At 70.4% G+C, this 24,093-nt stretch carries 21 protein-coding genes; 14 read left to right on the plus strand and 7 right to left on the minus strand.

Annotated elements, in window-relative coordinates; translation table 11 throughout:
* The coding region (locus GUI43_RS34780; RefSeq protein WP_249037880.1) for a hypothetical protein at positions 1–280 on the minus strand (280 nt) is incomplete at its 3' end.
* Positions 281–477: 197 nt separating this feature from the next.
* Positions 478–927, minus strand: a complete 450-nt coding sequence (locus tag GUI43_RS29975) for a DUF5318 domain-containing protein (RefSeq protein WP_112583916.1) — start codon at positions 925–927, stop codon at positions 478–480.
* A 175-nt stretch (positions 928–1,102) separates the two neighbouring features.
* On the opposite strand from GUI43_RS29975, the gene GUI43_RS29980 reads away from it, so the two are divergent.
* The 3 genes from GUI43_RS29980 to GUI43_RS29990 all read left to right on the plus strand — a co-directional run bounded on the left by GUI43_RS29980 (position 1,103) and on the right by GUI43_RS29990 (position 3,628).
* Positions 1,103–1,741 carry a PadR family transcriptional regulator gene (locus GUI43_RS29980; RefSeq protein WP_030331823.1) on the plus strand — a complete coding sequence of 213 codons (639 nt, stop codon included), beginning with the start codon at positions 1,103–1,105 and terminating at the stop codon, positions 1,739–1,741.
* 23 nt (positions 1,742–1,764) lie between these two features.
* Positions 1,765–2,844: an inositol-3-phosphate synthase gene (locus tag GUI43_RS29985; protein ID WP_091396616.1), complete on the plus strand. Its 1,080-nt coding sequence runs from the start codon at positions 1,765–1,767 to the stop codon at positions 2,842–2,844.
* A gap of 151 nt (positions 2,845–2,995) precedes the next feature.
* Positions 2,996–3,628, plus strand: a complete 633-nt coding sequence (locus tag GUI43_RS29990) for a hypothetical protein (protein WP_112700304.1) — start codon at positions 2,996–2,998, stop codon at positions 3,626–3,628.
* 24 nt (positions 3,629–3,652) lie between these two features.
* On the opposite strand, the gene GUI43_RS29995 is transcribed toward GUI43_RS29990, so the two are convergent.
* Complete coding sequence (locus tag GUI43_RS29995) at positions 3,653–4,132, minus strand: methylated-DNA--[protein]-cysteine S-methyltransferase (RefSeq protein ID WP_112583918.1); 480 nt, start codon at positions 4,130–4,132, stop codon at positions 3,653–3,655.
* Positions 4,133–4,209: 77 nt separating this feature from the next.
* Here GUI43_RS29995 and GUI43_RS30000 point away from each other — a divergent pair, with 77 nt between their 5' ends.
* Complete coding sequence (locus GUI43_RS30000) at positions 4,210–4,767, plus strand: NfeD C-terminal domain-containing protein (protein ID WP_373861291.1); 558 nt, start codon at positions 4,210–4,212, stop codon at positions 4,765–4,767.
* Between the two features lie 28 nt (positions 4,768–4,795).
* A complete protein-coding gene (locus GUI43_RS30005; RefSeq protein WP_112700305.1) occupies positions 4,796–6,319 on the plus strand; it encodes a flotillin family protein in 1,524 nt (507 codons plus the stop codon).
* 128 nt (positions 6,320–6,447) lie between these two features.
* Here the strand turns inward: GUI43_RS30005 and GUI43_RS30010 are convergent, their stop codons facing one another.
* Together GUI43_RS30010 and GUI43_RS30015 are read right to left on the minus strand one after the other, a co-directional pair.
* Entirely contained in the window at positions 6,448–8,517 is a 2,070-nt protein-coding gene (locus GUI43_RS30010) for a S8 family serine peptidase (protein ID WP_249037881.1), read from the minus strand.
* Between the two features lie 318 nt (positions 8,518–8,835).
* A complete protein-coding gene (locus GUI43_RS30015; protein WP_112700307.1) occupies positions 8,836–10,296 on the minus strand; it encodes a CCA tRNA nucleotidyltransferase in 1,461 nt (486 codons plus the stop codon).
* Between the two features lie 126 nt (positions 10,297–10,422).
* Between GUI43_RS30015 and murJ the strand changes: the two genes are divergently transcribed.
* From murJ to GUI43_RS30050, 7 genes are all read left to right on the plus strand, one after another.
* Positions 10,423–12,162: a murein biosynthesis integral membrane protein MurJ gene (gene murJ, locus GUI43_RS30020; RefSeq protein ID WP_112700308.1), complete on the plus strand. Its 1,740-nt coding sequence runs from the start codon at positions 10,423–10,425 to the stop codon at positions 12,160–12,162.
* 445 nt (positions 12,163–12,607) lie between these two features.
* Positions 12,608–14,215, plus strand: a complete 1,608-nt coding sequence (locus tag GUI43_RS30025) for a protein kinase family protein (protein WP_112583924.1) — start codon at positions 12,608–12,610, stop codon at positions 14,213–14,215.
* A gap of 43 nt (positions 14,216–14,258) precedes the next feature.
* Positions 14,259–14,975: an RNA polymerase sigma factor SigM gene (gene sigM, locus GUI43_RS30030; protein ID WP_112700309.1), complete on the plus strand. Its 717-nt coding sequence runs from the start codon at positions 14,259–14,261 to the stop codon at positions 14,973–14,975.
* A complete protein-coding gene (locus GUI43_RS30035) occupies positions 14,972–15,964 on the plus strand; it encodes an RsmA family anti-sigma factor (RefSeq protein WP_112583926.1) in 993 nt (330 codons plus the stop codon). The genes sigM and GUI43_RS30035 overlap by 4 nt, the downstream gene beginning before the upstream one ends.
* 183 nt (positions 15,965–16,147) lie before the next feature.
* Positions 16,148–17,098 (plus strand): thioredoxin-disulfide reductase, encoded by a 951-nt coding sequence (gene trxB, locus GUI43_RS30040; protein ID WP_091396582.1) that lies wholly within the window; start codon positions 16,148–16,150, stop codon positions 17,096–17,098.
* A 31-nt stretch (positions 17,099–17,129) separates the two neighbouring features.
* Entirely contained in the window at positions 17,130–17,453 is a 324-nt protein-coding gene (trxA, locus tag GUI43_RS30045) for a thioredoxin (protein ID WP_030331849.1), read from the plus strand.
* Positions 17,454–17,623: 170 nt separating this feature from the next.
* Positions 17,624–18,787 (plus strand): N-acetylmuramoyl-L-alanine amidase, encoded by a 1,164-nt coding sequence (locus tag GUI43_RS30050; protein WP_112583927.1) that lies wholly within the window; start codon positions 17,624–17,626, stop codon positions 18,785–18,787.
* Positions 18,788–18,801: 14 nt separating this feature from the next.
* On the opposite strand, the gene GUI43_RS30055 is transcribed toward GUI43_RS30050, so the two are convergent.
* Entirely contained in the window at positions 18,802–19,467 is a 666-nt protein-coding gene (locus GUI43_RS30055) for a GNAT family N-acetyltransferase (protein ID WP_091396576.1), read from the minus strand.
* A 295-nt stretch (positions 19,468–19,762) separates the two neighbouring features.
* On the opposite strand from GUI43_RS30055, the gene GUI43_RS30060 reads away from it, so the two are divergent.
* On the plus strand, positions 19,763–21,076 hold the full coding sequence (locus GUI43_RS30060; protein ID WP_112584007.1) for an aminotransferase-like domain-containing protein: 1,314 nt from the start codon (positions 19,763–19,765) through the stop codon (positions 21,074–21,076).
* Positions 21,077–21,083: 7 nt separating this feature from the next.
* A complete protein-coding gene (locus GUI43_RS30065) occupies positions 21,084–22,085 on the plus strand; it encodes a D-alanine--D-alanine ligase family protein (RefSeq protein ID WP_112584008.1) in 1,002 nt (333 codons plus the stop codon).
* 90 nt (positions 22,086–22,175) lie between these two features.
* On the opposite strand, the gene GUI43_RS34785 is transcribed toward GUI43_RS30065, so the two are convergent.
* Positions 22,176–23,114: a hypothetical protein gene (locus GUI43_RS34785; RefSeq protein ID WP_428842235.1), complete on the minus strand. Its 939-nt coding sequence runs from the start codon at positions 23,112–23,114 to the stop codon at positions 22,176–22,178.
* Positions 23,115–24,093: the final 979 nt, after the last annotated feature.

The raw sequence follows: 24,093 nt of genomic DNA on the forward strand, positions 1-24,093 counted from the left end.
CGGCCGCTGCCGTACCCACCGAGGCGGACCCGGCGGCCGCAGCGCCACGCGGCGGCACCGAGGCCGAACCGCCGACCGTTGCGCGACCACCGGCCGCCCGCGGGCTCACCGAGGCGCGGCCCGGGGTTGCCGCGCCGCCTTCCGAGGCTGACCAGCCGCTTCCGTCGGAGTTGCCGCTGGGTCTGCGGTACGCGTCGTCCGCGCCCGGTCCGGGGTCACCGTCTGGACCCATGTGCTGGGTCCGTCCGCGCGCAGAACTGGGATCGCCGTACGAGTTCATTCCTCACACCCTGCCGGTCGCGGTGGGGCGCGGCTGCGCCGCCACCGGGTTGCCGTGAGTTGCTTCACCCGGGACGCCGGCACGAGGGTGCCAGTTAACCGGGGTCATTGCCGTATCAATCGGGCCAATCGGACCAACAAGCGGTCGACCGTCTCGGGTTTCGTCCACGGCCCCGAGGCCGGTCCAACCAGCTGAGATCACCGTTGCGCCTCTCGCCTCCGCCGACCGCCACCTTCGGCGGCTGCCGCGTCCTGCTCACTGGTGCCCTCGCTGTCGCCGGTCAGGCCGTCCCGGCCGAGCAGGTACTGCTCGACGAGATGGTTCCAGTCACAACCGAGGCACACCTCCACCACGAAGACCTGGAACTCACGCAGCGTCATCGCCAGCACGGGCAACTCAGTCAGTGTCCGAGCCTGTCCGGCGGACTGCTTGAGTTCGTCACCGTAAATGTAGTGGACCAGGGTCAGGTTTTCGCTCCGGCAGATCGGGCAGCGCCGGTCGGTCGGCTCACCGTGGAACCGAGCGGCGTTCTTCAGGTACGGCGACGCGTCGCAGACGTCGTACGTGCCGACCCGGCCGGCCAGGAGCTCACGCAGCACTGCTCGCTTCTGAAGCGAGTAGTCGACGACCTGGCGCTGCGTACGCATGCGGAGAAGGGTACGCGGTCCGGCCCGACCAGGCGACCACGCTCACAATCCGTGACGGCAGCATCTCGGAACGGGGGTTTGCCCTGGCCCGCACGACCCGCTAACGTGCGATGTATCGGTCCGATACATCGCGGCGGTTACCACTTCACGCCGGAGGGTAAAGAGAGGGTGGCCAGTGCTCGAGTTCGCCATCCTCGGCCTCCTGCAGGAGTCTCCGATGCACGGCTATGAGCTGCGCAAGGAGCTGACCGCCAAACTCGGCGCGATCCGGGCGGCGATCAGCTACGGCTCGCTCTATCCCACGCTACGCAGGCTCCAGGCGGCGGGATGGATCACCGAAGCTGCTGAGACACCCGCCACTGCCGAGGAGGTTCCCGCGCTGACCAGCCGACGAGGTCGGGTGGTCTACAAAATCACCGCGGAAGGCAAGGAACGCTTCGCCCAGCTGATCGCACAGGCCGGGCCCGAGACGTACGACGACACGGGTTTCGGGGTGCACTTCGCGTTCTTCGCCCGGACCGACCAGGCGACCCGACTGCGCATTCTGGAGGGTCGCCGCCGCAAGATCGAGGAGCGTCGCGAAGGGCTTCGTGACGTGCTGGGCCGGGCGGCCGAGCGCCTCGACGCTTACACGCTGGAACTGCAGCGCCACGGCCTTGATGCCTGTGAGCGCGAGGTCCGCTGGCTGGAGGAGCTCATCGCCAACGAGCGCTCCGGCCGAGCCCCGACGGTCCCGAACATCGGGACAGCCGGCGGCCGACGAGAAGACAACAGCCCGCCTCCGCCTGGAGAGACCAGGAATGAGCGGCCGTGACAGAAAAGAAGGAGGCAGACGCTATGGGCTCCGTCCGCGTCGCCATCGTCGGTGTGGGTAACTGCGCCTCGTCCCTGGTTCAGGGCGTCGAGTACTACCGGAACGCCAACCCGAACGACCGCGTCCCGGGTCTCATGCACGTCGCCTTCGGCGACTACCACGTCAACGCCGTGGAGTTCGTCGCGGCATTCGACGTGGACGCCAAGAAGGTGGGCATGGACCTCGCGGAGGCGATCGTCGCCAGCGAGAACAACACCATCAAGCTCTGCGACGTGCCGCCGACCGGCGTGAGCGTGCAGCGCGGTCCGACCTTCGACGGTCTGGGCCAGTACTACCGCGAGATCGTCGAGGAGTCGGACGCCACCCCGGTCGACGTGGCGCAGGCGCTGCGCGACGCGCAGGTCGACGTCGTCGTCTGCTACCTGCCGGTCGGCTCCGAGCAGGCCGCCAAGTTCTACGCCCAGGCGGCGATCGACGCCGGCTGCGCGTTCGTCAACGCCCTGCCGGTCTTCATCGCCTCCGACCCCGAGTGGGCCAAGAAGTTCGAGGACGCGGGCCTGCCGATCGTCGGCGACGACATCAAGAGCCAGGTCGGCGCCACCATCGTGCACCGCGCCCTCGCGAAGCTCTTCGAGGACCGCGGCGTCGAGCTGCTGCGCACGTACCAGCTCAACTTCGGCGGCAACATGGACTTCATGAACATGCTGGAGCGCAAGCGGCTGGTCTCGAAGAAGATCTCGAAGACCCAGTCGGTCACCTCGCAGATCCCGCACGAGATGAGCAAGAGCGACGTGCACATCGGCCCGTCGGACCACGTGCCGTGGCTGGACGACCGCAAGTGGGCGTACATCCGCCTGGAGGGCCGCTCGTTCGGTGACACCCCCCTCAACGCCGAGCTCAAGCTCGAGGTGTGGGACTCGCCGAACTCGGCCGGCGTCATCATCGACGCGGTCCGGGCCGCGAAGATCGCCCTGGACCGGAAGATCGGCGGCCCGATCCTGTCGGCCTCGTCGTACTTCATGAAGTCCCCGCCGGTGCAGTACGCCGACCACGACGCCCACCAGGCCGTCGAGGAGTTCATCGCCGGTGAGGTCACGCGCTGACGCGCTGAATCATCAAGCACGTGGAAGGGCCGGGTCCGTGGACCCGGCCCTTCCACGTTGGGTCGGCTGCCCGGGGTACGAACGCTGTCTCGTGATCACCGCCACCGTTCCCGGGACCACGGGCGATCGGAAGGCTATCGATAATCGAGACATGGCCTCCCGCACCGGTACCACTGCGACAGTCCCGCACCCGGCCCGGCCTCCTCGGCCGCGCATCGTCGCGGTGGCCTGCCTGCTGCTGGCCCTGGCCGCCGTCGCGCAACTGGCCGTACTGCCACTCAGCTACTGGCACCAGGACTTCTTCCACACGGCTGCCAGGTCCTCCGAGCCAACGGACGGGGTGGCCTTCGCCGCCCTGGGCAGCACCGCCGACCTGGCGGCTGACCTGTTGACGGCGGTGCTGGCGATCGGACTCCTCACGCTGGCCGCAGCCAACGTCGTGGGCGTGAACGGCGCACGGATCGCCTCCTGGGCCTCGGCGCCCGTCCTCGCCTGCTGCGCCGCCGTCGGGGCTGCCCGGTCGCCGCGGCCGCTCTATTCCATCTACGCCGCCGAGGACATGGACCGGATCACCACGATGGCACGGGATGACATGCCGAACTGGCTGGAGCCCCTGCTGCTCATCCTGGGCCTGGGCGTGCCGGTGGCGATACTCGTCGCGCTGGTCCTGCTGGCCCTGCCATCGGCCAACGCCTTCTTCCAGCGGACCCCGATCGACCCGCCGTGGCCCGTTCGGACCTCACCAGCCGCGGGACCGGAAGGGTCGCCCAGCGCCCGGTCATAAGGCCCACCGGGAGCGCGGGACGGCTCAGGACCAGGCATGTCGCAGCGCGACCCCGGCCTCCAGCTCCAACAACGCCACCTTGCGGGGCAGGCCCCCACCGAAGCCGACCAGCTTGCCGCCCGCGCCGACGATCCGGTGACACGGCACGATCACCGGGACCGGGTTGCGGTTGCAGGCCACTCCCACCGCCCGTGCCGCTCCGGGATCGCCGACCAGGCGCGCCACCTCGCCGTACGTCAGCGTCTCCCCGTACGGGATCCGCGTCATCTCCCGCCACACGGCGCGCTCGAAGTCGGAGCCGCGCGGCGCCGACACCGGGACGGTGAACGCGGTCAGCTCACCGGCGAAGTACGCCCGCAGCTCGTCGACGGCCTGCCGGGACAGCGCCTGGTCAGGCTCCTCGGTGGCCGCGTCGACCCGGCCGAAGTGCGCCCCGCAGACGCTCGTGCCGTCAGTGGCGACGGAGAACTCACCGATCGGTGAGTCGAGCACGGCCCAGCGCATCCACCTATTCTCCCCGACGCGGACTCTCTTGCCAGCCCGGCCGCCAGCGTCGGATTGAGCGCCACTCCCGACCCGCCCTGCCAGGCCGTTCGGCGTTGCGCGGCGTCGATACCGTCAAGGTCGTGGCAACGGGAACGCTCATCTTTCTGATCATCGGCGGGGCGGGCATCGGTGTGCTCGCGCTCGCCCTGCTCGGCACCGAGCTGTTCCAGTTCGGGCACGCCGACGTGGACGGGCCGATCTCGATCGAGACGGTCGCCGGCTTCGCCGGGGCGTTCGGGTTCGGCGCGGCCATCGTCAATGAACTGCTCGGTGCGCGTACACCTGGCATGGTCGTCGGGGCGGTGGCCGGCGGCGTGCTCGCGGCCGTGCCCACCGCCTGGCTGGCGTCCCGGCTGAGTCGGGCGGCGCGGAACATGCGCACCGACCCCACCCCGACCCGCGACGACCTGGTCGGCGCGCTGGGCCTGGTCGTCACCCCGGTGCCGGCCAACGGGTACGGCGAGGTCCGCGTTCGCCTCGCCGGCCAACCGGTCAAGCTCAGCGCCCGCGCGGACCAGCCGATCCCGATCGGCGCCCAGGTCTTCGTCGTGCAGGCGCTCAGCGAGACCAGCGTGCACGTAGAGACCTACTGACCTACCCCTCATAGACGGGACTCCTCATATGGCCCTACTCATCGCCATCGGTGGCGCGGTCCTCCTCGCGCTCATTCTGGTGCTCTTCGTGCTCTCCCGGATCAAGGTGGCCGGCCCGAACGAGGCGTTCATCGTCACCGGTCGCAAGGGCCGCACCACCCAGACCGCCGACGGCGGGCGGTCCACCGACAACTCCGGGCAGAAGGTCGTGCTGGGTGCCTCGGTCTTCGTGCTGCCGGTGGTGCAGAAGCTCCAGTCGCTCGACCTGTCCAGCCGGCGGATCGACGTCGGCATCCGGGGCGCCGTCAGCAAGCAGGGCATCCGCGCCGACCTGCACGGCGTGGCGATCGTCAAGGTCGGCGGCACCGAGGACGCGATCCGGGCCGCCGCACAACGGTTCCTGCACCAGCAGGACGAGATCGACAACTTCACCCGGGAGGTGCTGGCCGGCGCGTTGCGCTCGATCGTCGGCCGGCTCACCGTCGAGGAGGTCATCCGGGACCGGGCGGCGTTCGCCAGCGCGGTCGCCGAGGAGGCCGAGCACTCGATGACCAACCAGGGTCTGGTGTTGGACACCTTCCAGCTCCAGGACATCCTCGCCGAAGGCTCCTACCTTCAGGACCTGGGCCGCCCCGAGGCCGCCCGGGTGCTCAAGGACGCGGCGATCGCCGAGGCCCGGGCCCGGCAGCAGGCCGAGCAGGAGCGGCTGCTCGCCGAGGAGGCCATCGCCGAGGCGAACCGCAACCTGGCCCTCAAGCAGGCCGGCATCCAGGCCGAGATCGACGCGGCGAAGGCGAAGTCCGCGGCGGCCGGACCGCTCGCCCAGGCCGAGCGGGACCAGGCGATCCTCTCCGAACAGCAGAAGGTGGCCGAGCGCAACGCCGAGCTCAAGCAGCGCCAACTCGACACCGAGGTTCGCAAGCCGGCCGACGCGGCCCGGTACAAGGTGGAGCAGGAGGCCGAGGCGTCCCGCAACGCGGCGGTGCTGCACGCCGACGCGCAGCGCCAGTCCGTCATCGCCGCAGCGCAGGCCTCCGCCGAGCAGGCCCGCCTCACCGGTGAGGGTGAGCGGGCCCGACGGGCCGCGCTCGCCGAGGCCAACGCCATCGAGGGTGCCAAGGAGGGTGAGGCGGAGCAGCGGCGACGCTCCGCCATTGCCGAGGCGGTGGAGCGGGAAGGCCAGGCCGAGGCCGCGGCCATCCTCGCCAAGGGTGAGGCCGAGGCCGACGCGATGGCGCGCAAGGCCGAGGCGTTCGCCGCGTACGGAGAGGCAGCCGTGCTGGACCTGCTGGTCAAGGTGCTGCCGCAGGTCGTCGAGGCGGCCAGCGCGCCGATCGGGGCGATCGACAAGATGACAGTCATCTCCACCGACGGCGCGTCGTCGCTGACCAGGTCGGTGGCCGGCAACGTGGCTCAGGGACTCCAGCTCGGCAGCGACCTCACCGGGATCGACCTGCCCGGCCTGTTGGCACGGCTCGGTGCCGGACGCACCGACGCCACCGCGCCGGCCACCGGGGTCGGCACGGTGGACGGCAGCACCGTCTCGCGCTGAGCCCGAGGGACCGGCCGACCGTCAAGGCTCTGGCCGGCACCGGATGACCCACTAACGGCCGGCGCCCGCCGGCACCGCCTCCCGAGGGAGGGGTGCCGGCGGGCGCCGGTGGTAATTCCGTGGCTGATTCAGGCGAGGTTCATGACGAAGCGCTCGCCCGCCGAGAGGCCGAAGTCCGGAGCCCAGAAGTCGAAGTCCTTGTTCGGGATCAGCTGGCTGGTGCCGGCGCTGCCGGCACTGACCGCCTGCCCGTCGACGTTCGCGTAGATCCAGCCCGACCCGTCGGTGGTCCCGACACCCCGGTGCCAGAAGGTGAAGGCCTCCCAGGCATCGATTCCGGTGGCCGAGGCAAGCAGCGGCTTCGATCCAGCACCGGTCGCCGAGACCCACTTGCCGTTTGCCAACGAACGCATGCCGAAGTAGCCGTAGTAGTCCAGATCGAACAGCTCGAACTTCTCCCAGGTGCTGACCGACGCGGCCAACGGGATCAGCGGCTTGCTCCCGGCACCGTCAGCGGAGACGTACTTGCCGCTGGCGGACGATTTGAAGCTGACGATCAGGTTGGTCTCGAGGTCGAACTTCTCCCAGGTGCTGGCGTTCGTCGCGCTGGCGATCAGCGGGCCACCGTTGCTGGGCGCACTGACGTACTTGTTGTTGACAGTGGCCTTCAGACTCACAGTGCCGTCGATGTGGTGAACCAGCTGGAACCTCTCCCAGGTGCTCACCGACGCGGCTGTGGCGATCAGTGGCTTGCTGCCGGCACCGGTGGCGCTGACGTACTTACCGTTGACGTTCGCCCGCAGTGCGACCAGGCCGCTGCCGGCGTCGACGATGTCGAGCTTCTCCCAGCCGCCCAGCACCGGGCCGACGGCGGCCAGAGGCTTGCTGCCCGCACCGTCAGCCGAGACGAAATAGCCGTTGGAACGCGCCAGCAGGCCGTGCGAGGTACGCGCGGGAGAGAGGGCCGACGCGACGTTGAGCAGACGGTCCACCCCGCCCTGCGGGTTCAGCACAGCGCCGGCGAGCCCCCGGGTCACGATCGTGTTGCGCACCTGCGACGGCGACCACGTCGGGTTCGACTGAAGCAGCAGCGCAGCGGCTCCGGCCACGTGCGGCGCCGCCATCGAGGTCCCGCTGAAGGCCACCGACCCGTCGGTGGTCCCGCTTGCCGCCGAGACGATGTCCACGCCCGGAGCCCAGACGTCGACACACGGGCCGTAGTTCGAATCGAAGTATTCGGTCGAGGCCCGACGGTCGATCCTGTCGGTGGCTCCGACGGTGATCGCCGCCGACACCTCGGCCGGCGTGTACGAGCAGGCATCGTCCGCTTCGTTGCCGGCGGCCACCGCGTAGGTGAGACCGGTGGCGATGGAGTTGCTGACCGCGTTGGAGATCGCCGGGTCCTCCGGCCCGCCGAGGCTCATGTTGACCACGGCAGGCTTCTGCGCATTGGCGGTCACCCAGTCGATCCCGGCCAGGACCTGCTCGGTGGTGCCAGAGCCATCGCAGTCGAGGACCCGGACGGCGACCAGGTTGACGGCCTTGGCCACGCCGTACTTCGTGCCGCCGACGGTGCCCGCCACGTGCGTGCCGTGACCGTTGCAGTCCTGCGCCACATTGTCCTGGTCGACCGCGTCGTAGCCGTTCGAGGCACGGCCACCGAAGTCGCTGTGGTTGATGTCGATGCCGGTGTCCACGATGTACGCCTTCACCCCGGCACCGGTGGTGGGGTAGGTGTAGCTTCCACTCAGCTTGGGCGAAACCTGGTCGATCCGGTCCAGGCCCCAGGAGGGCGGCGCGCTCTGCGTTCCGCTCTTGTGGAAGCGGATCACCGGCTGCACGGATGCGACATCCGGGTCGGCGGCCAGCCGGCCGGCCTGCTTCGCGGTCATCGCGGCGGAGTAGCCGTTGAGGGCGTTGCTGTACGTCCGACGGACGCTGCCGCCGTTCTCCTTGGCCAGAGCCGAAGCGGCGGCCTTGATTTTGGCCGGGGTGGTCTTCTTGTCCTTGAGGACCACGATGTAGCGATCCGGTACGACCTCGGCGGGCTTGGCCTTGTCCAGCCGGCCGTCCTGCTTGGGGGCCGTCAACTTGCTTGCGGGCTTCGGCGCCAGCGGAGCGGACGGTTCGGCCATGGCGGCCCCACCGGTCGCGGCGCTGACGATGATGGTTGCGGAGGCGAGAGCAAGGCTCGCCACCGCCGAGCGGCGTATCACGCCACGGCGTTTCACTAGGTGATCTCCCCGTTGGGTCGTCGCCCGTCCAATCCGGACGACCGGACGGGCGGTGGGGTCGGCGGCGGTGTCGATGCACCGGTAGCCGACGGACGCCCAGACATCATGGACGACGATGAAAGCGCTACACCTCAGCCATTCGGTCGATCCGCTGGCGTTTCGTCGTCGACCAGACAGCTGTGGTCTGCGTCGTCCTTCATCGACGTCGACCACGTCCTGCAGTGACGGCTCCCGCCACCTCACGTCAGATCGCGCTGCCTGAGCAGCCTTGAAGTGAGCGCGTCAGCCGAGGATGCCCTCGGCGCGGGCCCAGCGCAGCAGCTCCGCCTCGGCGGCGTCGCGGTCCAGCGGGCCGTGCTCGAGGCGTTGCTCCTTGAGGTGCTTCCAGGCCCGCCCGACCACCGGCCCCGGCGGTACGCCGAGCAGCTCCATGATCGCGTTACCGTCCAGGTCGGGTCGAACCCGCGCCAGGTCCTCCTCGGCCGCGATCCGGGCGATCCGATCCTCCAGCGCGTCGTAGTCGGCCGCGAGCTGGGCGGCCTTGCGCCGGTTGCGGGTCGTGCAGTCGGAGCGGGTCAACTTGTGCAGGCGGGGCAGCAGGTCACCGGCGTCGGCGACGTAGCGGCGCACCGCCGAGTCGGTCCACTCGCCCCGCCCGTACCCGTAGAAGCGCAGGTGCAGCGCGACCAGCGCGGTCACCTGCGCGGTGACGTCCTTCGGGTAGCGCATCGCCTTCATCCGGGCCTTGGTCAGCCGGGCGCCGACCACCTCGTGGTGGTGGAAGCTGACCCGGCCGTCGGACCCGACCGCCTTCGTCGCCGGCTTGCCCACGTCGTGCAGGAGGGCGGCCATCCGCAGGATGAAGTCGCAGCCCTCCTCCTCGTAGGAGACCGCGTTCTCGACGACCGTCAACGTGTGCTCGTAGACGTCCTTGTGCTGGGCGTGTTCGTCGATCTCCAGCTTCAGCCCGGTCAGCTCCGGCAGGAACCGCTCGGCCAGCCCGGTGTCGACCAGCAGCCGCAGCCCGGTGATCGGGTCCGCGCCGCAGAGCAGTTTGGTGAACTCGTCGCGGATCCGCTCGGCGGTGATCCGGTCCAGGTCGGCGGCCATCTCGGTCATCGCCAGGTGCACGTCCGGGTGGACGGCGAAGCGCAGCTGCGCGGCGAACCGGGCGGCCCGCAGCATCCGCAGCGGGTCGTCGCCGAACGACTCACCAGGAGTGCTCGGGGTACGGATCACCTTGGCCGAGAGATCGTCCAGCCCACCGTGCGGGTCGGTGAACCGGTGGTCCGGCAGGCTGACCGCCATCGCGTTGATCGTGAAGTCACGCCGCTTCAGGTCCTCGTCGAGGCTGGTGCCGTACACCACCACCGGGTTGCGGCTGACCTGGTCGTACGACTCCGCGCGGAAAGTGGTGATCTCCAGTCGGAGGCCGTCGCGCTGAGCGCCGATGGTGCCGAACTCCCGACCAGTCTCCCAGATCGACTCGGCCCAGCCCTTGATGATCCGCAGGGTCTCGTCGGGGTGCGCGTCGGTGCAGAAGTCGAGGTCGTCCCCGAGTCGACCGAGCAGGGCATCCCGCACCGAACCGCCCACCAGGTGCAACTCGTGACCGGCGCGGACGAAGCGGCGGCCCAACTCGTCGGCGACCGGGGACACCCGGAGCAGTTCGGCGACGGCGTTGCGCTGCGCGGCGGTGAGTTCGCGGCGGTCGGCGGCGTGAGGAGCGGAGGCTTCGGACATGGGATCACCAGCTTATCGGGCCGGGGTGTGATCCGATCCGCCGGGCGCGGGTAACGGGTGGGGGTTGACTATGGTCTGTGGCGTGCGGGTTGGTGTCCGACTCGACGTACCCCTGGGAGGCTGGAGATGAGCGGCGGGCTCTACCGCAGCGCCAACGCCACGCCGGACGGTAACGTGCCGCCGGCTGACGGGGCGATCTTCATCTCCGCGGAGCCGCTGAACCAGCCTGCGGCGGAGGCGACGGCACCCCCGCCCGAGGTCGTCGGCGAGACCAGCGCCGCCGCCAACAGCGCGGTAATGGCTGTCGGCAGTCTGGTGAGCCGGGGCACCGGCTTCATCCGGAATCTGATGATCGGCGCCGCCCTCGGCAACCTGATCGGCAACGCCTACACGACAGCCATCTTCCTCCCCAACCAGGTGTACGAGTTCCTGCTCGGCGGGGTGCTGACCAGCGTGCTGATCCCGGTGCTGGTCCGTCGGCGCAAGAGCGACGCGGACCGGGGTGAGGCGTACGCCCAACGGTTGCTCAGCCTCGCGGTGCTGGCGTTGGCGGTGGCGGCCCTGATCGCCGTGGCGTCGGCGTCCTGGCTGACGGCCATCTACGCCAGCGGTAAGGACGAGGCCTACACCACACTGATCACACGCCTGTCGTGGCTGATCCTGCCGATGCTGTTCTTCACCGGCGTCAGCGCGCTGATCGCAGCGGTGCTGAACACCCGGGGTCACTTCGCCGCGCCGATGTGGGCCCCCATCCTCAACAACCTGGTGGTCATCGGCGTCTTCGGTCTCTACATCCTGGTCTACGGGGCGAAGGGGCTACAGCCGTCGGAGATGGACGCCGGCCGGATCCTGCTGGTCGGTGGTGGCACCCTGCTCGGCGTGGCGGTGCAGACCGCCGGGCTGTTGCCAGCGCTGCGCAAGGTCGGCTTCCGCTGGAAGTGGCGGTTCGACTTCCGCGAGCTGGGGCTGCGCGAGCTGGCCCAGCTCGGGGCCTGGATGTTCTGCTACGTGGCGGTCAACCAGCTCGGCCTCTTCGTGGTGGTCAATCTCCTCACCCGGGCCGCGGGCACGGACCAGGCCGGCATCCTGATCTACAACAACGTCTTCCTGCTGCTGATGATGGCCCACGGCATCATCGCCGTCTCGATCATCACCGCGCTGATGCCCCGGATGGCAGCCGCCGCAGCCGACGGGCGGTTCCACGACGTCACCGCAGACCTCTCCCGAGGTGTCCGGATGGTGTCGGCGGTCCTCGCGCCGATCGCGGTCTGCTACGCGGTGCTGTCCATTCCGATCTCGGTGGTCGTCTTCCGGTACGGCGCCTTCAGCGCCGAGAACGCGACAGCCACGTCCACCGTGCTGCTGTTTGCCGCAATCGCCCTCGTGCCGTTCGCGATCAGCCAGCTCTTCACCTTTGCCTTCTACGCCCTACCGGACACCCGAACCCCGGCCCTGATCAACATTCCGGTGGTGGCGCTGCGGGTCGGCGTACAGATCGTGCTGTTCGCTGCGTTCGCCGCGCACTTCGCGGCAGCCGGAATGATGATCGGCAACGCGGTCTCCTACGTGGCGGCGGCGGTAGCGTCCGCCTGGTTGCTCCGGCCTCGGGTCGGCCGGATCGGCCTGGGCGCCATCATGCGTACCCTAGGCCGGGTCGTGGTCGCCGCACTCGGCGCGGCGCTGGTCGGATGGTTGGTGATCACCCTGCTGCCCGGCGGCGACGAGCCGAGCTGGTTCGAGGCGGCAACCCAGCTCGTGATCGGCGGTGTGGTGATCGGCGGGACTTACCTGGGTCTGGCCATGCTGCTGAGGATCGGCGAGATCACCGAGGTGGTCGGGATGGTTCGCCGCCGCCTCGGTCGCTGAGTGGCAGCATCCGATTACAACAAGTTGACACTCATACGGATCGTGACTACGGATCACCAGGCTGGGGATGCGCCTGTGGATAACTCCGCGATTCGCCGGTCAACCGCCGCTTCGGCCTGTGGATAACCAACCGTACGGCTGAGGGTGGCGACCCGATCGGTGGGAACGTACGAGGCAGCGCGAGCGCCACGCCAGCCCAGCCCCGGCGTCGGTCACTTGCGGTGAAGCCGTAGATTAGCTAGTACATGTGCCAGCAACGTGGCTGACAACGGTCGTAACCGGACGAGCTCTTCGACAGCCGGAACCCCGCCAGGTACGGCGGGAAGATGACATGTCGGAGAGACGGGCAACCCGGGTAAGGTCGCTCTCGACGGGTACGGCAGGGGCCGACGCTGGGCGTCGACACCGGTCGGCCGGTTCCTTCAACGGCAGAGCGGGAAGCCACATGCCCAGCAGTTCGGGTTCATCGATCGACACGATCACCGAGGGAGGACGGGTGACCCAGGTCGGCGAGGGTCAGGAGGCGGACGAAAGCGCTCCTCCGGTCATGACCTTCGGTGCTCCCACGGCCGGTGAAGTCCTCGCCGAGCGGTACGAACTGGTTGAGCACATCAACAACGACAGTGCGGGTCGGCTGGTCTGGCGCGGGGTCGATGTCATCCTGCGCCGTCCCGTTGCCGTCGTGCTGCGTTACCCGGGTGGCGACTCCGCCACCGAGATGCTTCAGGCCGCCGTCGCGGCCAGCCGGGTCATCCACCCCAACCTGGTCGGCGTCTACGACGCGATCGACGAGGCCGACCGGGCGTACGTGGTGCGCGAGTGGGTCGACGGGCAGTCCCTGCGGGACCTGGCGACCGACGGCCCCCTGGACCCGGCTCGGGCCACCGCGATCGGCAACGCCGTCGCGAGCGCGCTCGCCGCGGTGCACGCCACCGGCATGGTGCACGGCAACGTCCACCCCGGCACCGTCATGATCAGCGATGAGGGCCGGGTGGTCCTGGCCGACGCCCGCACCGACGGCGCCGACAGCCAGGAGAACGACATCCGGGCGGTCGGCGGGGTCCTCTACTTTGCGCTGACCGGCTCCTGGCCGCACGCCGAGGCACCACTGCACGGCGCCACCGCCGGCCACGGCCGCGCCGCCATCCCGGACGCTGTTCGGGACGCTGGGGGTGCCATCGCGGCACCGCGCCAGGTTCGGGCGGGCGTTCCGGCGTACCTGGACGACCTGACCATGGACCTGCTCGACGCCGAGATCGCGCCGCCGTCCTCCGACGTGCTCGCTGCGGAACTGGCGCGACTGGACGTGCCGGCCGAGGATGAGCACTACCTCGACAACAGCGGGCCGCTGCGGTTCGCCGCCGAAACCGGGGAAGAGCCGTCGCCGCTGGCTGCGGCCGGGGGTCGCAAGGTCGCCGTCGGCATCGCTGGTCTGCTGGCCGTCGCCCTGGTCGGTCTGCTGATCGGGATCATCGCGTTGGGCGGCGACGACAAGGACCCGCAGTCCAACCCGGTCGCCGCGCCGACCTCCAGTGCCCCCGCCGGCGACGCCACCCCGGCCGCCGCGACGGCCCGCAAGCTGACCGTGAAGGACGTCCGGATCATCGACCCGGACAGCAAGGACCGCAGTGAGGTCGACGGTGCCCAGAAGGTCATCGACGGTGACGAGGACGAGGGCTGGGAGACCGAGACCTACCGGGACCGGCCCAACTTCGGCAACCTGAAGAAGGGCATGGGCGTCTGGATCGACCTCGGCCAGCCGCACACCGTCAAGTCGGTGCAGGCAGTTCTGTCGGCCACCGGCGCGTCCGCCCAGCTCCTCGCCGGCAAGACCAACCACACGTCCAACTCCCAGGGTGACAAGCAGTTGGTCGCGAGCTACAAGACCGCCATCGGCCAGCCGTTCGAGGACCACGACGGCACCACGATGACCTTCAACGGCTTCGACGCCGACCAGAAATACCAGTACCTGCTGTTCTGGATCACCGAGCTGGCGCCGTCCGAGGGTGGGTTCAAGCTGGGGGTGCAGGAGATTACGGTCCAGGGGTCGTGAGCCGGGCGCCACGATCCGGGCATCGCACGCACTGGACACGGTGATGGACGAGCGCGCCGCAGCAGGAGACCTGGAGCTGCTGCGCGCGCACGTCGCCGGAGACCGGGACGCCTTCGCCGAGCTGTTCCACCGGCACCGGGACCGGCTGTGGGCGGTGGCCCTGCGGACGCTCGGCGACCGCGAGGAGGCGGCCGACGCACTCCAGGACGCTCTGCTGTCGGCGCACCGGGCGGCGGCCCGCTTCCGCGGCGACTCCGCCGTCACCACCTGGCTGCACCGGATCGTGGTCAACGCCTGCCTGGACCGGATCCGACGCCGGCAGGCGCACCCCACAGTGCCGCTGCCGGACGGCAACCGGGCCGACGACGGATCGGGCACCGGCGGGCTTGAGCCGGCGGCACCGGTTGTGGACCACGACACAGTGCTGGTGGTCCGCGAGGCGCTCGCCGCGCTACCCCTTGAGCAACGCGCCGCGCTGGTGCTGGTCGACGTACAGGGCTATCCGGTCGCCGAGGTGGCCCGCATCCTCGGTGTCGCCGAGGGCACTGTGAAGAGCCGGTGTGCCCGGGGCCGGGCACGGCTGGCTGTGCTGCTCGGGCATCTCCTCCCCGCCGCCGTCGCGACGCCTTCGGCCCGACCGGACCCCACCGCCCCGATCAGGGGCGTGCCCGGCGTCACGCCGGGGAACCCCGGCCCGGTGGAGGGCGTCGGATCGGGGTCAGGTCGATACCGGCGGGACGCCAACCAGGAGGACACGTGACGGCCGAGGGGTTCCGGGAGGTCGACATAGACCTCCTCGCTGACTACCTCGGCGGGGCGTTGGACGGCACCCCGCAGCAGGACGAGGTGGCCCAACTGGTCTCCGCGGACCCGTCCTGGGCCGAGGCGTACGCGCTGCTGGCCCCCGCCGTGACCGAGGTTCGGACGGACCTGACCCGCTGGGCCGAGCCGTCCCCGGAGATGCCGTCGGCGATCACCGACCGCCTCCTGGCCGCGTTGGCCTCCGCGGAACCGACCGACACCTCGACCGAGGAGGCAGCCGCCGACGCTGGGACGCCGTTTGTCGTACCGGCGCAGGGCGGGGCCGGTCGCCGGCCTGCCATGCCCACGCCCGGCGGTGCGGGGCGCCAGGCGTCCACCGGCCCGGGCCGCCGCCAGCGCGGCTGGGCCCGCCGTGGCGCACCCGTGGCCGCCGCCGCGATCGCCGTCATCGCCGTCGCGCTGGGCCTCAACCAGCTCTCGATGCGGGCGTCGGACGACTCCGCCGGCACCAACGCCATGAACCAGCCGGCCAGCGCGCCGGAGGGCGTCGCGGGGGCCGGGACGGCCCGCACCACCGGGCCGGCACTGCGCAGTGGTACGAACTACACCCCGCAGACCCTCGGCGACGCCTACGGCACGGACGCGCCAGGCACACCGGCCACCAGCCGGGCGACCGGCAACACGCCGAGCGAGCAACCGAAGGTGGATGCCGAGGGCGGGCGCCGTCCCTCTCCCGACGGGTCGGACCAGCTGGCCCGGCTGACCGACGAGGCCGCGTTGACCAGCTGTCTGGCCAGCATCGCTACGGAGCACGGATCGGCCCCACTGGTGGTCGAAGTGATCGACTACGCACGGTTCCAGGGCGATCAGGCGCTGGTCATCCATTTCACCGACGCGACCGGCGCCCGGTGGGCCTGGGTGAGTGGTCCGGAGTGCGGAGTGCCTGGGTCCGGCTCGGACAGCCGGTATTCGGCGCGGGTAGGGTGAATCCACGGTCAATGGCACGATGACCCCCCACGTGACCTGACCCACCGGATGCCCGGCTCGGGAATCCCCGGTTCGTACGATGACGTTCTGGAAGTCAGCTGCCGGCCCCACCCAGGCGTCGGCGACTCGGATCAGCATCGGTGCTCGCGCCGACGCCGAACACACACAACTCGGGAGACGGCAGTGGACGAGGTCCGCAACCTGATCATCATCGGCTCCGGGCCGGCCGGCTACACAGCGGCCGTCTACGCCGCACGTGCCAACCTGAAGCCGCTGATCATTGAGGGCGTGCAGTCCGGTGGCGCGCTGATGACCACGACCGAGGTGGAAAACTTCCCCGGCTTCGCCGACGGCATCCTCGGCCCCGAGCTGATGGACAACATGCGCAAGCAGGCCGAGCGGTTCGGCGCCGAGTTCCTCACCGACGACGTGACCCGGGTCGAGCTGGTGGACACTGGCGACGCCGGCTCCGGCGCGGTGAGCACCGTCTGGGTTGGCGAGACCGCCTACCGGGCGCGATCCATCATTCTCTCCACCGGTTCGGCCTGGCGTCCGCTGGGCGTGCCCGGTGAGCAGGAATTCCTTGGCCACGGCGTCTCCGCGTGTGCCACCTGTGACGGCTTCTTCTTCCGCAACCAGCAGATCGTGGTCGTCGGCGGCGGCGACTCGGCGATGGAGGAGGCCACCTTCCTCACCCGCTTCGCGGAGTCGGTGACCATCATCCACCGCCGCGACTCGTTCCGGGCCAGCAAGATCATGGCCGACCGGGCGCTGAGCAACGAGAAGATCAAGGTCGAGTGGAACAGCACCGTCGAGGAGATCCTCGGCGAGGACGGCAAGGTCACCGGCGTTCGCGTCCGCAACGTGCACACCGGCGAGACCAAGGTGATGGACGTGACGGGCGTCTTCGTCGCCATCGGTCACGACCCTCGCAGCGAGCTGTTCCAGGGCCAGGTCGAGCTGGACGACGAGGGCTACGTGAAGGTCCACGCCCCGAGCACCCGCACCAACGTGCCCGGTGTCTTCGCCGCCGGCGACGTGGTCGACCACACCTACCGTCAGGCGATCACCGCGGCCGGGACCGGTTGTGCCGCCGCGCTCGACGCCGAGCGGTTCATCGCGACGCTCAGCTGAAACAACGAACACATCCCGGAGGAGGGGCATAGTGGGAACAACCAAGGCGGTCACCGACAAGAGCTTCGTCGCTGACGTGCTGCAGGCCGACAAGCCGGTGCTGGTGGACTTCTGGGCGGAGTGGTGCGGGCCGTGCCGCAAGGTGTCGCCGCTGCTCGAGGAGATCGCCCGGGAGATGGGTGACCAGGTCACCATCGTCAAGCTCAACATCGACGAGAACCCGGAGACCGCCCGGGCCTACCGGGTTATGTCGGTGCCGACGCTCACCGTCTTCAAGAACGGCCAGCCGGTGCAGTCGATCGCCGGTGCCAAGCCGAAGGGCGAGCTGGTCCGGCTCATCGAATCGGCCCTCTGACCAGCAGAAACATCAACCGAACCCCGTACCCGCTCGCCGGGTGCGGGGTTCGGTGTCTTCTCGGCCGTACCGCCGACGTATTTCTCGGCCCAGCCACCTCGCCGCCCCGGAACGCATAGCCTCAAGCCTGGGCCGCCCGGCCAGCCAGCGTCGTGCAGAGGGGGTCGTGCGTGCGTCCGATCCGACCCGGTGACCGGGGACCGGCGGTCACGGAGATCCGTACCATCCTGACCGGCCTCGAACTACTGGCCGCCGCCGGCCCGCAAACCGACGAGTTCGACCTCGACACCGAGCGGGCGGTCCGCGCGTTCCAGCAGTCGCGGGGGCTCAGTGTGGACGGCCGGGTCGGCGCGGAGACCTGGCGCGCCCTGGATGCCGCCCGTTGGCGGCTCGGCGCCCGCACCCTCTACCACGCGGTCCCCGAGCCACTCACCGGCGAGGATGTCCGGTCGCTACAGGAGCGACTGCTGGAGATGGGGTACGACGTGGGCCGCGCGGACGCGATCTACGGCGTCCGGACGTCGCGGGCGGTGGCCCAGTTCCAGCGTGAGGTCGGGCTCACCCCGGACGGCTCCTGCGGCCCACACACCATGAACGCGCTCCGCCGGATCGGCCGCAAGGTGGTCGGCGGCCGCCCGCAGTGGCTCCGCGAATCCGACGCGATCCGGCAGTCCGGGCCGGCGTTGGTCGGCAAGACGGTCGTCATCGACCCGGGGCACGGCGGCACCGACCCCGGGATGGTGGTACCCGACGGCTCGCTGCGCTGGACCGAGGCGGACCTGGTGCACGACCTGGCCAGCCGACTGGAGGGGCGACTCGCCGCCACCGGGGTGCGGGTGCAGCTCACCCGGGGCCCGTCGCCCGACAGTTGCCTGCCGGACACCGACCGGGCCCTGCTCGCCAACTCGCTCGGCGCCGACGTGTTCATCTCGCTGCATCTGGACGGCCACGCCAACCCGGATGCGGAGGGCGTCGCGACCTACCACTACGGCACCGACAACGGGGTGACCTCGGCGACCGGTGAACGCCTGGCCGGGCTGGTGCAGCGGGAGATCGTCGCCCGCACCGGGCTGCGGGACTGCCGTACGCACGCCAAGACGTGGGAGTTGCTGCGACTGACGCGGATGCCCGCCGTCCGGGTCGAGGTCGGCTACCTCACCTCGCCGACGGACCGCGCCCACCTTGTCGACCCCCGGTTCCGAGACCGGGTGGTGGAGGCGATCGTGGCCGCGGTGCAGCGGATGTACTACCCGATCGAACGAGACGTCCCGACCGGATCGCTCGACGTCAGCGAACTGCGTGCCGTGGTGACCGCCGGCACGGTGGTGGACTGATTCGCCGCCGGGCGTCAGCCGTTGGTGGAGCGGGTGGCCGGGGCCGGACGGACCGGCCGGAGCAGGGTCTCCGGGCTCATCGACCCGAGCAGCTTCTCCAGCGCGTACTCGACGTCGGACTTCCAGCTCAGCGCCGTACGCAGCTCAAGGCGCAACCGAGGGAAGCGCGGATGTGGACGTACGGTCTTGAAGCCCACGGAGAGGAAGAAGTCGACGGGGGCCACGCAACCGCCGGCGGGGTCGTCCGCGTCGCCGAACTTGGCGTCGCCGAACGCCTCGATCGCCTTGATCCCACGCTTGGTCAGATCCCGGGCGACACCCTGTACCAGCATCCGGCCCAACCCGCCGCCGGAGAACGCGGCTACCACGTTGGCCGTCATCAACAGTGCCGCGTCCGCGGAGACCGGTGAGGTCGGGAACGCCATCGAACGGGGCACGTAGGCGGGCGGGGCGTACATCACGAAACCGGCCGGCATGCCGTCGACGTACGCGAGTTTGCCGCAGGAACCCCACTCCAGCAGCGTCTGGGAGACCCACGCCTCCTTCTCCAGGCCCGGATCGCCAGCGGCGCAGGCCCGGTCCGCGGAGACCGGATCGAGCTCCCAGTAGACGCACTGCCGGCACGGGCGCGGGAGGTCTTCCAACGTGTCGAGGGTCAGGCTGACCAGACGTCGCGACATATGGCGCATCCCCACAATAGGCTCGGTGGTGAGACCGGCATGGAACGACAGCGCCGCCTTCCTGCCCCCGACGAGCGATCGTACGCCGCCGATCGGCGATACGGGAGGGGACGCGCGAATGCCCACCGCAACGGGGGACGCCGAGGACGGTCCGCCATGTGGTCGATCTGCCTCGGCACGGCGGCAGCACGACTATGGCGGACTAGGATCGACAATCGGTGTGCCCGCCGCCATGGTCAGCGGTGTGCGGGGTACCCGGGGCGGGAGCCACCCGAGCAGCGATCGAGGTGAGGTCATGACCGGCACGACACTCGACGACTACACCGACCGGTACGCCCGGCGGGTACGCGGGATGACCGCCTCCGAGATCCGAGCACTGTTCGCGGTGGCCAGTCGTCCGGAGGTCGTCTCGCTCGCCGGTGGCGCACCGTACATCGCCGCCCTTCCGCTGGACGCGGTCGGCGAGATGCTCGGCCGGCTCGGTTCCGAGCACGGCGTGACCACCCTTCAGTACGGCATCGGTCAGGGGACCCTCGAGCTGCGCGAGCGGATCTGCGAGGTGATGTCGCTCTCCGGGATCGACGCCGCGTGCGGTGCCTCCCCGGAGGACGTCGTGGTCACCGTGGGCGGGCAGCAGGCACTGGACCTGGTGGCCCGGCTCTTCCTCGACCCGGGTGACGTGGTGCTCGCCGAGGGGCCGACGTACGTCGGTGCGCTCGGCGTGTTTCAGGCCGCCCAAGCGCAGGTAGTCCACGTACCGATGGATGCGGACGGGCTCATCCCGGAGGCGCTGGAGACGGCCATCGCCGACCTGGCCCGTGCGGGCCAGCGGGTCAAGTTCCTCTACACGATCCCCACCTACCAGAACCCGACCGGCGTGACGCTCAGCGAGGAGCGCCGGGAACGGGTGCTCGACATCTGCGAGCGCGCCGGCCTGCTCGTCGTCGAGGACGACCCGTACGGCCAGCTCGGGTTCGAGGGTGAGGCCCCGGCCCCCCTGCGGGCCCGCCGCCGCGACGGCGTCTTCTACCTCAGCACCTTCTCCAAGACCTTCGCCCCTGGGCTGCGGGTCGGCTGGATCCTGGCGCCGCACGCGGTCCGCGACAAACTGGTCATCGCCAGCGAGGCGCAGATCCTCTGCCCCAGCGGTTACGCCCAGGCCGCGGTGGCCACCTACCTGAGCACGATGCCCTGGCGGCAGCAGCTCAAGGTCTATCGCGAGGTGTACCGGGAACGCCGGGACGCCCTGCTCGACGCGATGGCCGACCTGATGCCTGAGGGCACCAGCTGGACCACGCCGGCCGGCGGTCTCTTCGTGTGGGCCAGCCTGCCCGACGGGCTCGACTCGAAGGCCATGATGCCGCGAGCGGTCGCCGCCCGGGTCGCCTACGTTCCCGGCACCGGCTTCTACGCCGACGGCACCGGCACCGACGCCATGCGGCTCAACTTCAGCTTCCCGCCGCCGGAGCGGATCCGCGAGGGCGTCCGCCGGCTGGCCGGTGTGATGGAGCAGGAGATCGCGATGCGCCGCGTCTTCGGCGCCGTGGGTGGTGCCGCCGGCCGACGCGGCCGGGCCGGCTCCGACGTGCCCGGGCCCGACTTGGCATGATGCCGGCATGGGTACGACCGCCGAGCACCTCCTCGTGACCGAATCCGCCATCTCGGCCGACCTGCGCGTCGTGGTGCTCGCCGGTGGGCTCTCCTACGAACGGGACGTGTCGCTGCGCTCCGGTCGTCGGGTGCTCGACGCGCTGCGCGCCGTCGGCGTGGAAGCCGAGCTGCGAGACGCGGACGTGGCGCTGCTACCGGCACTCGCGGCCGACCCGCCGGACGCGGTGGTGATCGCACTGCACGGCGCGACCGGCGAGGACGGCTCACTGCGCGGGGTGCTGGATCTGTGCGACGTCCCGTACGTCGGCTGCGACGCTCGAGCCTCCCGGGTCGCCTGGGACAAGCCCTCGGCCAAGGCGGTGCTGCGCGAGGCCGGCATCCCCACCCCCGACTGGGTGGCGCTCCCGCACGATCGCTTCTCCGAGCTCGGCGCGGTCGCCGTCCTGGACCGGATCGTCGACCGTCTGGGCGTACCCCTGATGGTCAAGCCGGCGCAGGGCGGGTCCGGGCTGGGCGGGGCGGTGGTCCGGGACGCCGCCGCGCTGCCCGCCGCGATGGTCGGCTGCTTCGCGTACTACTCCACGGCGCTCGTGGAGCGGTACGTGCCGGGGATGGATGTGGCAGTCTCCGTCGTCGACCTCGGCGACGGCCCGCAGGCACTGCCGCCGGTGGAGATCGTGCCGCGCAACGGCGTGTACGACTACGCCGCCCGCTACACCGCGGGGCGGACCACCTGGCACGCCCCGGCCCGGTTGGACCCGGAGGTGGCCGCCACGGTCGCTGACGTGGCCCTCGCCGCGCACACCGCGCTCGGTCTACGGGATCTCTCCCGCGTCGACGTGATCGTGGACGCGGCCGGCCAGCCGCACGTGCTGGAGGTCAACGTCTCGCCAGGGATGACGGAGACCTCACTGCTTCCGCTCGCCGTGCAGGCGGCCGGGCTGGACTTCGGCCGACTCCTCGGCACCCTGGTCGCCCGAGCAGCCGCCCGCCTCACCAAGCACTGACCTACCCGCCGACCCGTTCGGCCCTGTGAACCACCCGCCGGACGACCATGAGGTTGGCCTGTCCGGGTCAACCTCATGGTCGGTTCCAGATCAGTGGGCCGCGCGTACGTCGGGTGTGTCGCTGCCGTCGGCGGGCGCGGCCGCGCCCGCAATGCCGGCGCCCTTCTCGGGGGCCGTTTTGCTGACGGCCTCTCCGGAGGCGCCCCCGTTGGCCGGGTCGGACGCTGCCGGGTTGGCGGAACCGGCCTCGTCGGCGCTTCCGCTCGCCGGGCCGACGCGGGGCCCGTCGGTGGGTGCCTCCGCCGGGCCCACGTGGAGTCCGTCGGTAGCCGTCGTGGCGGCGCTGCCGGATGCTGCGGCGGTGGAGTTCCGGGTGCCGGAGGCCGGGATGCCGGACAGATTGGTGACGGATGCCGACCGAGCGGGTTCAGCCGCGCTGTCGGTGACGGTGGTCGTCGTCGAGTTGGAACCGGCGTCCGGCTCGACGACCGGTTCGGCCCGGGGCCCGCTGTCGGCGTCGGTCGGATCAGGAGTGGAGTCGAGCGCTGGTTCCGGGATCTCCTCTGCCGCCTCGATGACCGAGACCGCCTCCGTCCCGGCTGCTGCCGCTGAGGCAGCCTCCGCTGCGGCAGCGGCATCCGCGGCAGCGGACTGGGCCAGCAGACTGGACGGCGCCTGCCACTGGATGCGGGGTGGCTCGGCGAGTGGGCGGCCGCCGAACTCGGCGAGCCAGGCCGCGACGAGCGCCAAATTTTCCCGCCACTGCGCCTCGGAGATCGGCGGCAGGATCGAGTCCCACAGGGACAGGAACGTGCCCCGCAACTGAAGACGGCCGTACGGGCGGGCGAGGAACCACATGTGCAGATGAGCCGAGCCGTCGCCCCAGCGATTGACGTGCACCCGTGCCACGCCGTCGAGCGACCGGATGGCCCGCTCCAGACGTACGGTCATCACCCCCAGTTCGGCGGCCAGCAGGTTCGGCAGGTCGCCGAGGTCGAGGTGGGTGCGCGATTCCAGGATGAGCACCATGGGCAGGCCGGTGGGCCGGTCCATGGCGCGGACCCGCCACCGCTCGCCCACCCAGATGTAGGCGTCGTCGGGTGCGTTGCAGGCGGTGCATTCCCGGAGACCCTCGCCCTTCCGGGGCGGTTCGACCGGGACCGGATCATCGAGTTGCTTCACGTGGAGGTCACCCTCGAAGGGAAATGACGGCCACTGGGTGAAGTCCGGGACTGAGGGAGGGTTGTCGTGCACGACGCTGACCCTAACCGAGTCTGGCACCGCTGTCCCTACCTGTTCGAGCGGTCCCGGGCCACCGGATCGGTGCCCATCGCCGACCGGGTGCGCTTGGTCGCGCGGGGCGCCGAGAGGCGATATCCACAGGCTGCCGAGATCCTGAACACAGGCCGTCATCCACAGGCTCGCACCCGCTCCCACGCGCTGTTTCACGTGAAACGGGGGGTGCCTGTGGACAACCGGTGTGGATAACTTTTCGGCCGGTCGGTCGTTGTCCGCGAACCGCCAAATCGGCGGTGTCGGCGGCCGCCGGGGACGAAATCGAACGGGTGCGCTCCGCTCGGCGCCGCGTGCCACCGCCCGGTGCGGTAACCAGCCTCCGACGACCGCCCGCTGGCTCAGTTGGCACACGTCGGCGGTGGCGGTTCGGCTCGTTTCGCGGACCGTGCCAGCAGACCTCGGCCTGCGGCTTCGACGCCCGGATGCCCGGATGCTCTGGACGCCGAAGGACGGAGAGATCGAACCGCAGCACCGACGTCGAGCGTGTGAGACAGGGAGGCGGCTCCGCTTGGCCGTCGACCCCAGGGCTTCCGATCGGTGCCAGCGAGCCGCGATCTCGGTTTCACGTGAAACGGAGCGCCGGACCAGCGAACGCGATCCGGCGATGCGGGCCGGGCTCGCAACGGTCCGGCGGCCGAGCGGGCGAGCGGGCGAGCGGGCGAGCGGGCGAGCGGGCGAGCGGGCGAGCGGGCGAGCGGGCGAGCGGGCGAGC

This window comes from Micromonospora noduli, assembly GCF_003264365.1.
GTDB classification, from domain to species: domain Bacteria; phylum Actinomycetota; class Actinomycetes; order Mycobacteriales; family Micromonosporaceae; genus Micromonospora; species Micromonospora noduli.

Coding starts and splice junctions, on each gene's coding strand:
- GUI43_RS30025 (WP_112583924.1), top strand. CDS start 12,608: ATGCCCAGCAGTTCGGGTTCATCGATCGACACGATCACCGAGGGAGGA.
- GUI43_RS29985 (WP_091396616.1), top strand. CDS start 1,765: ATGGGCTCCGTCCGCGTCGCCATCGTCGGTGTGGGTAACTGCGCCTCG.
- murJ (WP_112700308.1), top strand. CDS start 10,423: ATGAGCGGCGGGCTCTACCGCAGCGCCAACGCCACGCCGGACGGTAAC.
- GUI43_RS29995 (WP_112583918.1), bottom strand. CDS start 4,132: ATGCGCTGGGCCGTGCTCGACTCACCGATCGGTGAGTTCTCCGTCGCC.
- GUI43_RS30015 (WP_112700307.1), bottom strand. CDS start 10,296: ATGTCCGAAGCCTCCGCTCCTCACGCCGCCGACCGCCGCGAACTCACC.
- GUI43_RS30065 (WP_112584008.1), top strand. CDS start 21,084: ATGGGTACGACCGCCGAGCACCTCCTCGTGACCGAATCCGCCATCTCG.
- sigM (WP_112700309.1), top strand. CDS start 14,259: ATGGACGAGCGCGCCGCAGCAGGAGACCTGGAGCTGCTGCGCGCGCAC.
- GUI43_RS29975 (WP_112583916.1), bottom strand. CDS start 927: ATGCGTACGCAGCGCCAGGTCGTCGACTACTCGCTTCAGAAGCGAGCA.
- GUI43_RS30005 (WP_112700305.1), top strand. CDS start 4,796: ATGGCCCTACTCATCGCCATCGGTGGCGCGGTCCTCCTCGCGCTCATT.
- GUI43_RS34785 (WP_428842235.1), bottom strand. CDS start 23,114: ATGGTGCTCATCCTGGAATCGCGCACCCACCTCGACCTCGGCGACCTG.
- GUI43_RS30055 (WP_091396576.1), bottom strand. CDS start 19,467: ATGTCGCGACGTCTGGTCAGCCTGACCCTCGACACGTTGGAAGACCTC.
- GUI43_RS30060 (WP_112584007.1), top strand. CDS start 19,763: ATGACCGGCACGACACTCGACGACTACACCGACCGGTACGCCCGGCGG.
- GUI43_RS29990 (WP_112700304.1), top strand. CDS start 2,996: ATGGCCTCCCGCACCGGTACCACTGCGACAGTCCCGCACCCGGCCCGG.